The organism is Kitasatospora sp. NPDC054795 (assembly GCF_053611565.1).
On sequence record NZ_JBSHAP010000026.1, the window covers coordinates 77,114 to 86,213 of the forward strand.

Consider the following 9,100-nt stretch of genomic DNA (forward strand, 5'->3'; position numbering starts at 1 on the left):
CGGCTCCGCCGGCGGCCGGTGACCGGCCGCCGGCCGACGGCTCCCACCTTCCCGGGGATCGGGCCGGTCCGCGATCCGGCCGCTGCCGGCTGCGGTGCATTCCGGTGAAAAGGACACGGCCCCCGTGGCCCGCCGCCGCCCGCGCGGCCCTGCCGGGCACGGTGGGGCAGCTGCTAGCGTCTGAGCGCGGACGATGGACGATGGACGGCTGACGGCGGAGGTTGCTGTGGTGGACAGGGGCGCGGGGCGGGCCTTCATCGGGTCGTTCACCTCGACGGGCGGGCGCGGGATCGTGCTGGCCGCGCTGGACCCGGACACCGGGGCGCTGACCGCCACCGGGGCCGTCGACGCCGTCGACCCGTCCTACCTCGCCCTCGGGCCGGCGACGGGCGGCCCCGTGCTCTACGCCGTGTCCGAGACCGCGCCGGGCGCCGTCACCGCCTACGACATCGCCGGTCCGGTTCCCCGCCCGCTCGGTGCCCCGGTCCCGGTGGACGGGGACCACCCCACCCACCTGAGCCTCGTCCAGGGCCATCTGCTGACCGCCAACTACGGCTCCGGCAGCGTCAGTGTGCTGCCGCTCGCCGCCGACGGCACCCCGCGGCCCCCGAGCACCGTGCTGCGCCACCGGGGCAGCGGGCCGCACCCGGACCGCCAACGGGCCCCGCACGCCCACCAGGTGCTCCCCGACCCGTCGGGGCGCTGGGTGCTCTCCGTCGACCTCGGCACCGACTCGGTGCGGATCTGCGCCCCGGACCCGGCGACGGGAGGGCTTGCCCCGCACTCGGAGACCGCGCTGCCGCCCGGCACCGGCCCCCGGCACCTGGCCTTCCACCCCTCCGGCCGCCACGCGTACGTGCTCGGCGAGCTGCGCCCCGTGGTGACGGTCTGCCGCTGGGACGCGGCGGCCGGGGCCCTCGAACCGGTCGCGGAGGTCCCGCTGTTCCCCGAGGGCGTCGAGGGCCCGGTCTCCCCGTCGGCCCCGGTGGTCTCCCCCGACGGCCGGTTCCTGTGGGCGGCGGAGCGCGGCACCGACACCATCGTGGTGCTCGCCCTCGACGGGACGGGCGAGCGGGCCCGGGTGGTCACCTCGGTGCCCTGCGGCGGCCGCTGGCCGCGGGACCTGGTGCTGGGCCCCACGGGCACCCGCCTGTACGCGGCGAACGAGCACTCCGGCGACGTCACCTGGTTCGAGGTGGACGGCGCGACGGGCGTCCCCCGCCGGGCGGGCTCGCTGGCCGTCCCGTCGGCGTCCACCGTGCTCTTCGGCTGACCGCGGCGCCCGGCCCGCCTCCGGGCGCCCGGCCGCTCACTCCTCCTCGGCGCGGACCACCACGACCGGGACGGTGGCGTGCCGGGTGCAGTGCTGCGCCACCGAGCCCAGCAGCATCCCGGTGAAGCCCCCGAGGCCGCGGCTGCCCACCACCAGCAGGTCCGCCCCCCGGGCCGCCTCGACCAGCGCCCCGGCCGGGGTGCCGTGGCGTGCCTCGGTGCGCACCTCGACCGGCGGCCGCTCCCCCACGGCCTGCCGGACGGCCCGGTCGGCCTCCTGCCGCGCCCGGCCCTCCAGCGCCGCCTCGTCGGTGATCCCCCGGGGGGAACCAGCCGCGCGCGCCGTGGTACGTCGGGTACTCCCAGGCGATCACCGCCACCACCGCACCGCCGGTGAGCTCCGCCTGGCGCACGGCCCAGCGCAGCGCCCGCCGGGACGGCTCCGAGCCGTCCACCCCGACCACGATGCGGCCCTTGTCCTCAGGCCGGTCGGCCATGGCTCCCCCTCGACTCGGCGGCGGCGGCGGATCGCACCGGTCGGTGGTCCGCCGTCACCGGGCTCGGTGTCCAGCCTGGTACCGACCGCACCGGGCGCGCAGTGCGGCTGGTCCGGGCGGGTGGGTGCGCCGCGGCCGAGGACGGGCGGGCCCGGGTCGGCGGCGCGGGCGCACCGACTGGAAACCTGCACATGAAAACGGATATCGTTTCGCCGGATACCTCGTGCCGGACCGGTTGCGGGGTCGGATGAACATGACAAACACTGGCAGAAGGCGAAGCCTCGAATGCGCACGGACACGGCGGGAGTCGGGATGCGAGTGGACGCCGCGCTGGCCGGGACCTGGGTGGACCGCTGGGAACGCCAGCAGGAGCGGTACGCGGTGGAGCGCGAGGAGCGCTTCACCGTCATCGCCGACGTGCTGGAACAGACCGTCGGACACCGCGGGCGGCCGCTCGTCGCCGATCTCGGCAGCGGCCCCGGCTCGCTGTCGGCGCGCGTCGCCGCCCGCCTGCCGCACGCCGAGATCCTCGCCGTCGACATCGACCCGCTGCTGCTCGCCCTCGGCCGCGCCCGGCACCCCGAGGTCGCCCGCTGGATCGAGACCCTGATCGGCCGCCCGGGCTGGGTCGGGGATCTCGGGCTCGACCGCCCGCTGGACGCCGTGGTGTCCACCACCGCGCTGCACTACCCACCGCCGGACGCGCTGCTCGGGATCTACCGCGACCTCGCCGGCGTGCTGCGGCCCGGCGGCGTCCTGGTCAACGGCGACCACCTGATCCCCGAGGACCGGCCGCTCGCCGAGCTCGCCCTCGCGATCGGCCGGCGCCGTGCCCAGCGCCGGGGCGCCGACGCCGCCGAGGACTGGTCCCAGTGGTGGGCCGCGGCCGGGCGGGTCCCCGAGTTCGCCGACCTGCTGACGGCCCGCGAGCGGCAGCTGCCCCCCTCCGACGGCGCCGGCAACGGCCTGTCGGCCGCCCGGCACGGCGAACTGCTCCGGGAGGCCGGCTTCCGGCAGGCCGGACCGGTGTGGCAGTACGGCACCAGCTCCGTCCTGGTCGCCCTGCGCTGACCCCGGCCCGGAAAGCGATCCGGAACGACCCGTCCGGACAACGATCCGGAGCACCCGCTTCCGGACCGGCACAGTCTTTGCGAGGGCGTGGCACACGCGCCCTGTTGATCACCCAGGGAAACGGTTAGCGTTTCCCTCGGTCGCCGACGCCCGCCGCGGTGGGAGCCGCACGCGGCGTCCGACCGCGCGCGCCACGCCGACGCGCGGACCGCCGGGGGACGCGGGCCGACACGGGGCAGCCTGTCGGCGGCTGCGGCCCCCTCCGCCGACTTCTCACGGAGAGCTGGTTTCGCATGCGGCCCTTACCGCTGTATCTCGAACCACGGCTGGAGCCCCCGCTCCGATCCCTCCTGGAGGAACGCGACCTCCTCCACACCCTCACCGACGCCCTGGGATCGCCCCTCAACCTGCTCCTGCCCGAGCAGATCGCCGAGAACCTGGCACGCTTCCAGGCCGTCTACCGCAAGCACCACCTCACCGGCCGGATCCACTTCGCCCACAAGGCGAACCGCTCCAGCGCCCTGGTCCGCCGGCTCGCCGCCACCGAGGCCGGACTGGACGTCGCCTCGCTCGCCGAGCTCCAGCACGTGCTCGGAGCCGGCTGCCCGCCCGAGCGGATCATGGCGACCGGGCCGAAGAACCGCGAGTACCTCTGGCTGGCGGCCCGCACCGGCGTCACCGTCCACCTGGACTCCCGCGCCGAACTCGACGACCTGGCCGACCTGGTGCGCAAGCAGGCCCTGCCCCCGGTGCGCGTCATGCCCCGGCTGTCGGGCTTCCGGGCACCGGGGACCACCGTCCTCACCCGGCCGAGCCGGTTCGGCACCGACGTCGGCGAGCTGACGGAACTGCTCGACGCGCTCGAACGCCACCGGGACGCCGTGGAGACGACCGGCGTCGCCTACCACCTGGACACCACCGGCGTACCGGAGAAGGCCGTCGCCCTGGAAACCTGCGTCACGGTGCTGAACGAGTGCCGGCGCCGGGGGCTGCGGCCCCGCACCGTCGACATCGGCGGCGGGTTCGGGGTCGACTACCTCGCCGACGCCGGCCAGTGGGAGCGGTACACCACCGAACTGACCCACGCCGTCCTGGGCAAGCGGCCCGCCCTGACCTGGCAGGGCCACGGATACGGGCTGCGCAACGAGTCCGGCCGACTGCGCGGCACCCTCGGCCTGTACCCGGCGCACCGCCCGGTGGCCGCCGAGGCCTACCTGGACGAACTGCTCTCCTACCCGGCGCCCACGCTCGGACGGCCGCTCGGCACCCTGCTGCTGGAGAACCTGTACGACCTGGCGGTGGAGCCCGGCCGGGCGCTGGCCGACCAGTGCGGGGCCACCCTCGCCCGCGTCCTGGAGGTCCGGCGCACGGCGGCCGGCGAACACCTGGTGCGGCTGGAGATGAACGCGCGGGACGTCGGCCTGGAGGAGCACGGGGTACTGATGGACCCTCTGCTCATCCCCCGGCCCGGTGCGCCGGCCACTCCCCGTACGTCGGGCGGCCCGCCGGACGGCCCGTCGGACGGCTCACCGGACGGCCCGCCGGGGGACCCGGTCGGGGTCTACCTGATCGGCAACCTCTGCCTGGAGACCGACCTGATCACCCGCCGGACGGTCTTCCTGCCCCGCCTCCCCGCCCCCGGCGACCTGCTCGCCTTCGCCAACACCGCGGGCTACCTCATGGACTTCAGCGCCGGCCGCGCCCTGCGCCAGCCCGTGGCGCGCAAGGTCGCCGCGTACCGGCAGGACGGCGCCTGGCGCTGGCGCCTGGACGAGCAGTACTGGCCCGTCGACGTGACGGCCGCCGCAGGACACCGGGGGGACGGACAGGCATGAGGTACGACAGCATCACCGACGCGATCGGCAACACCCCGCTGGTCCGGATCGACCCGGCGGTCACCGGCCTGCGGCACATCGACCTGTACGCCAAGCTGGAGCTGCTCAACCCGTTCGGATCCGTCAAGGACCGCGCCGCCTGGAACATGACCCGCGAGGCCCTGCCCGGCGCCGTCGAACGCGGCGACACCGTCGTGGAACTGTCGAGCGGCAACACCGCCAAGGCGCTCGCACTGATCGCCGGCCTGCACGGACTGCCCTTCAAGAGCGTCACCAACCGGATGAAGGTCCCCGAGGTCAAGGACCTGCTCCTGCTGCTGGGCGCGGAGATCGAGGAACTGCCCGGCCGCACCGAGTGCCTCGACCCGACCGACACCGACGACCCGCTCACCCGCATCCACCGGATGCTCTCCGAGACGGACTCCGGCTACCTGCACACCGACCAGTACTACAGCCCGCTCAACCTCGACGCCCACCTCACCGGCACCGGGCCGGAGATCGTCCGGGACCTCGACGGCCGTGCCCCCGACCACTTCATCGCCTGCGTCGGCACCGCCGGTTCGTCCACCGGCGTCGCGGCCGTGCTGCGCGCCCACAACCCGGCCGTCGAGGTGCTCGGACTGGTCGCCCACAAGTCCGACTTCATCCCCGGCATCCGCACCATCGACGAGGTGCACGAGGTCGGGCTGTTCGACCCCGCCACCTACGACACCATCGCGTCGGTCACCGCCGACGAGGCCATCGAGGGCATGCTCACCCTGCTGCGCCGCTGCGGCCTGCCGGCCGGCCCGACCGGCGGCGGCGCCCTCTTCGGCGCACTGCGCCACCTGCGCACCGTGGAAGCCGAGTTGACGCAGCGGGCGAGCGGCGAGCGGCACACCGCCGTCTTCATCGTCTGCGACCGGGTGGAGAGCTACCTCAGCTACGTCCGCCGCCGCCGGCCCGAGCTGTTCAACCAGCCCGCCCGGCCGAACTCGGTGGAGGCCGTGACCCCGGCCGAGCTGGCCGCCGCCCGGACCGTCGAGGTCGACGCCGCCCGGAAGTGGATCGCCGAGGACCGGCCGCTCGTGGTCGACCTGCGCGGTCCGTTCGCCTACGCGGCCCTCCATATCGAGGGCTCGATCAACATCGTCGACGAGCTGTTCGACGAACTCCTGCACGGCGGACTGCCGTTCGGCACCCACCAGCCGGTGCTGCTGGCCTGCCCGGTCGGCGAGAAGTCCGCCCGGTACGCCGCGCTGCTCGCCCGGATGGGACACCAGGACGCGCGCAGCCTGACCGGCGGCATCATCGCCTGGCGCGACGCGGGCGCCCCACTGGTCCGGGACTGAGCGGAGCCGGCCATGACCACCCTCACCGAGCTCCACGACTGGCACCGCGACCTGCGGGCACAGTTCCCCATCATCACCGGCAACCCGGACCGGGCGTACCTGGACAGCGCGGCCACCTCGCAGAAGCCCCGGGCGGTGCTCGACGCCGTCCACGACTACCTGACCACCGCCAACGCCAACGCCGGCCGCGGCACCTACACCTGGGCCAACGCCACCACCGCACTGGTCGACCGCACCCGCACCCGGGTCGCCCGCTTCCTCGGCGACCCGGCACCGCAGCAGCACTCCGGCGTCCACTTCGTCAGCGGCACGACCGAGGGACTGCGCACGGTGGCCCGGGACTGGCTCCCCCAGCACCTGCGGGACGGCGACGAGATCATCGTGCCGTTCGCCGACCACCAGGCGAACGCGCTGCCCTGGCTGGAGGCCCAGCGGCTGCTGGCCGGCCAGGGCGTGCGCGTCACGGTGCGCGAGCTGCCCTACGACCCGGCCTCGCACGACTACGACCACCGCGCGCTGGCCGGACTCGTCACCGACCGCACGGCGTTCGTCGCCGCCACCCATGTGCACCACGTGTACGGCGGCGACATGAACGTCCACCGCATCCGGGCCGTGGTCGGCCCGGACGTGCCGATCTGCCTGGACGCCGCGCAGAGCGTCGGCCACCTGCCGGTGGACGTCGGCACGCTGGACGTCGACTTCGTGGTCTTCTCCGGACACAAGGCCATGGCCCTGCCCGGCACCGGCGCGGTGTGGGCCCGCAACACCCGGGGCCCGGTCTTCACCCCCGGCGGCTGGAACGGCACGCCCAACACCTGCGGGATCGCCGCTCTGGAAGCCGCCCTGGACTGGCTCGACGCCGCCGGGCCGGACCGCATCCGGCGGTGGAACACCGCCCTGGCCGCCCGGCTCACCGACGGGCTGCGCACCCTGGCCCCGTACGAGGTCCTCGGCTGCCGGTCGAGCCTGGCCGCCGACTCCGCGGTCCAGCAGCGCGAGGGCATCGTCACCTTCCGGCACCGCGGGATCGGCTCCAACGACCTGGGCTTCGTCCTCGACAGCCACGGCCTGATGGTGCGCGCCGACGGGCACTGCCAGGGAAGGGCCGGGGAGCGCGAGAGCTCGGTGCGGGTGAGCCTGCACGTCTACAACGGCCCGGAGGAGATCGACCGTCTGCTCTCCGTGCTGCGCGGGCTGCGGTAGCGGCCCGGCCCGGGCGCGGCGTTCCGCGCCCGGGCCGCTCCGCCGACGTGGAGTCGGGCGGCGCCGGCGGGCCGTCACATCCGCTGGAGGTTCCGCACCAGTCCGGTCATCTTCGGCGAGGGGGCGACGTTGAGCTCCCGCTGCAGGAACGAGCGGTAGTGCTGGTACGAGCGCAGCGCGCTGGCGAGGTTGCCCTCGGCGAGGTGCACCTCGACCACGATCCGGTGGGCCGTCTCACGGACCGGGTCGATGGCGATCGCCGCCAGCGCGGTCTGAAGGGCCGACAGATAGCGCTCCGCGTCGCAGAGTTGGTGGGCCAGACCCTCCAGAGCGTACAGCCGCAGCTGGTCCCACCGCTCGCGTTCCAGGGTCAGCCACTCCTCCTCCCAGCCCGGCAGCAGTTCGGCGGCGAGGTCGTCCACGATGTCGTCGCAGCTGGCCGGCAGGCGGTCGAGCCCGGACACGACCTGCCGTGCCGAGCTGCGCGCCGACCGCAGGTCCACCCGGACCGCCGGCGCGAGGCGCAGCCACTGCCCCGGGCTCTCGACCGGTATGGCCCGGCCGCGCCGCGCGTGGTAGAGGGCGGTGCGCAGGTTCGCGGCCGCGCGGCGCTGGGTGCAGTCCGGCCAGAGCCGTTCGGCGACCGCCCCACGCTGGACGCCGCCGTCGTGCAGGGCGAGGAACGCCAGCAGGTGCTGCGCACTCACCGGAAGGGAGACACAGCGTCCCGCGTCGGTGGCCTCGAAGCCCCGCAACAGCTCGATGCCCGGACCGTCCCACAACACACCCCCACTCTGTCCCGACAGTCCGTCGCCCGCACCCGTTCGGGCGCGCCCCGGTTGCGGCCCGGGCCCGTCACGGCCGTGTCCGTCCTGACCCGGAGCACCGTCGCACCCGCGTCGCACGGACGTTGTGGCGACGTCACGCTGACGCCGCCCGGGTGTCACGGCCGTCGACGCCGACCGTTACGGCCACGCCCCGCAGTCGACCGGCCGACACCCTAATGGGCCGCCCCCGAACGGGTGTTGGCGGAGCCGCCGATCCGCCGGGGACACCCGGCCCGGTCGGCGGGACCGCCGGCGGTCACGGCGCGTGCGTTCTCCGGCCCGGGCCGCGGCGAACGGCCGTGGCGGATCCGTCACGAGGACGCGACGCGCCCGCGACGGCGCGCACCCGCCGGCCGTGACGCTCCCCGGCACACTCCGGCGACGGCCGCCCCGTTGACTGGCACCACCTGCTGCCCGGCGGAGCGCATCCGAGGCCCCGCCCGACACCGGAAGGCGATTCCCCATGAAGGCCAGATCGGTGCTGCGCGACGTCCGCGCCCCCGAGGACGAACTCCTCGGCGACCCGTCCGTGTGCATCGCCGTCCTGGACGGTCCCGTCGACCTGTCGCACCCCTGCTTCGAGGGCGCGGACCTCACCCGGCTGGACACGCTCGTCGCCGAACCGGCCGGCAACGGCCCGATGTCGCTGCACGGCACCCACGTCGCGAGCCTGCTCTTCGGCCGGCCCGACGGCCCGGCCCCCGGGATCGCACCGCGCTGCCGCGGCCTGGTCCTGCCGGTCTTCACGGACGCGGGCGAAGGCCGGGTGCCGCAGCTGGACCTGGCCCGGGCCGTCGAACGCGCCGTGCAGGAGGGGGCGCACATCATCAACATCAGCGGCGGCGAAGCCGGCACGGACGCCCAGCCGGACCCCATGCTGGAGCGGGCGCTGCGGCTGTGCGACGAGAACGGGGTCCTGGTGGTCGCGGCCGTCGGCAACGACGGCTGCGACTGCGCCCAGGTGCCGGCCTCCGTCCCGACGGTGCTCGCCGTCGGCGCGGCCGGTCCCGACGGCGAGCCGCTGGACATCAGCAACTGGGGCTCCCCGTACGCCGCCCACGGCG

The 9,100-nt window shown here is 75.1% G+C and carries 8 protein-coding genes and 1 pseudogene; 6 read left to right on the forward strand and 3 right to left on the reverse strand.

Going from position 1 to position 9,100, the window contains the following annotated elements; translation table 11 throughout:
* Positions 1-193 precede the first annotated feature (193 nt).
* Positions 194-1,273 (forward strand): lactonase family protein, encoded by a 1,080-nt coding sequence (locus tag ACWGJO_RS12545; protein WP_452183413.1) that lies wholly within the window; start codon positions 194-196, stop codon positions 1,271-1,273.
* Between the two features lie 36 nt (positions 1,274-1,309).
* Here the strand turns inward: ACWGJO_RS12545 and ACWGJO_RS12550 are convergent, their stop codons facing one another.
* Positions 1,310-1,522 (reverse strand): universal stress protein, encoded by a 213-nt coding sequence (locus tag ACWGJO_RS12550; protein WP_452183414.1) that lies wholly within the window; start codon positions 1,520-1,522, stop codon positions 1,310-1,312.
* Between the two features lie 151 nt (positions 1,523-1,673).
* A pseudogene (locus ACWGJO_RS12555) lies at positions 1,674-1,769 on the reverse strand (universal stress protein); the annotation flags it as partial.
* Between the two features lie 312 nt (positions 1,770-2,081).
* Between ACWGJO_RS12555 and ACWGJO_RS12560 the strand changes: the two are divergent.
* From ACWGJO_RS12560 to ACWGJO_RS12575, 4 genes are all read left to right on the forward strand, one after another.
* On the forward strand, positions 2,082-2,840 hold the full coding sequence (locus ACWGJO_RS12560; RefSeq protein WP_387728934.1) for a class I SAM-dependent methyltransferase: 759 nt from the start codon (positions 2,082-2,084) through the stop codon (positions 2,838-2,840).
* A gap of 293 nt (positions 2,841-3,133) precedes the next feature.
* On the forward strand, positions 3,134-4,675 hold the full coding sequence (locus ACWGJO_RS12565) for a Y4yA family PLP-dependent enzyme (RefSeq protein WP_452183415.1): 1,542 nt from the start codon (positions 3,134-3,136) through the stop codon (positions 4,673-4,675).
* A complete protein-coding gene (locus ACWGJO_RS12570) occupies positions 4,672-6,006 on the forward strand; it encodes a pyridoxal-phosphate dependent enzyme (RefSeq protein WP_452183416.1) in 1,335 nt (444 codons plus the stop codon). Before ACWGJO_RS12565 ends, ACWGJO_RS12570 begins: the two co-directional genes overlap by 4 nt.
* A 12-nt stretch (positions 6,007-6,018) precedes the next feature.
* The gene (locus ACWGJO_RS12575; RefSeq protein ID WP_452183417.1) at positions 6,019-7,209 is read left to right on the forward strand and encodes an aminotransferase class V-fold PLP-dependent enzyme; all 1,191 of its coding nucleotides are present in this window, start codon (positions 6,019-6,021) and stop codon (positions 7,207-7,209) included.
* A 74-nt stretch (positions 7,210-7,283) separates the two neighbouring features.
* Here ACWGJO_RS12575 and ACWGJO_RS12580 read toward each other — a convergent pair whose 3' ends face one another.
* A complete protein-coding gene (locus ACWGJO_RS12580; protein WP_452183418.1) occupies positions 7,284-7,994 on the reverse strand; it encodes an AfsR/SARP family transcriptional regulator in 711 nt (236 codons plus the stop codon).
* Between the two features lie 505 nt (positions 7,995-8,499).
* Between ACWGJO_RS12580 and ACWGJO_RS12585 the strand changes: the two genes are divergently transcribed.
* On the forward strand, positions 8,500-9,100 hold a 601-nt coding region (locus tag ACWGJO_RS12585), incomplete at its 3' end, for a S8 family serine peptidase (protein ID WP_452183419.1).

Excerpts from the sequence above, each read along its gene's own strand:
- ACWGJO_RS12545 (WP_452183413.1), top strand. The coding sequence starts at position 194 with ATGGACGATGGACGGCTGACGGCGGAGGTTGCTGTGGTGGACAGGGGC.
- ACWGJO_RS12560 (WP_387728934.1), top strand. The coding sequence starts at position 2,082 with ATGCGAGTGGACGCCGCGCTGGCCGGGACCTGGGTGGACCGCTGGGAA.
- ACWGJO_RS12565 (WP_452183415.1), top strand. The coding sequence starts at position 3,134 with ATGCGGCCCTTACCGCTGTATCTCGAACCACGGCTGGAGCCCCCGCTC.
- ACWGJO_RS12570 (WP_452183416.1), top strand. The coding sequence starts at position 4,672 with ATGAGGTACGACAGCATCACCGACGCGATCGGCAACACCCCGCTGGTC.
- ACWGJO_RS12575 (WP_452183417.1), top strand. The coding sequence starts at position 6,019 with ATGACCACCCTCACCGAGCTCCACGACTGGCACCGCGACCTGCGGGCA.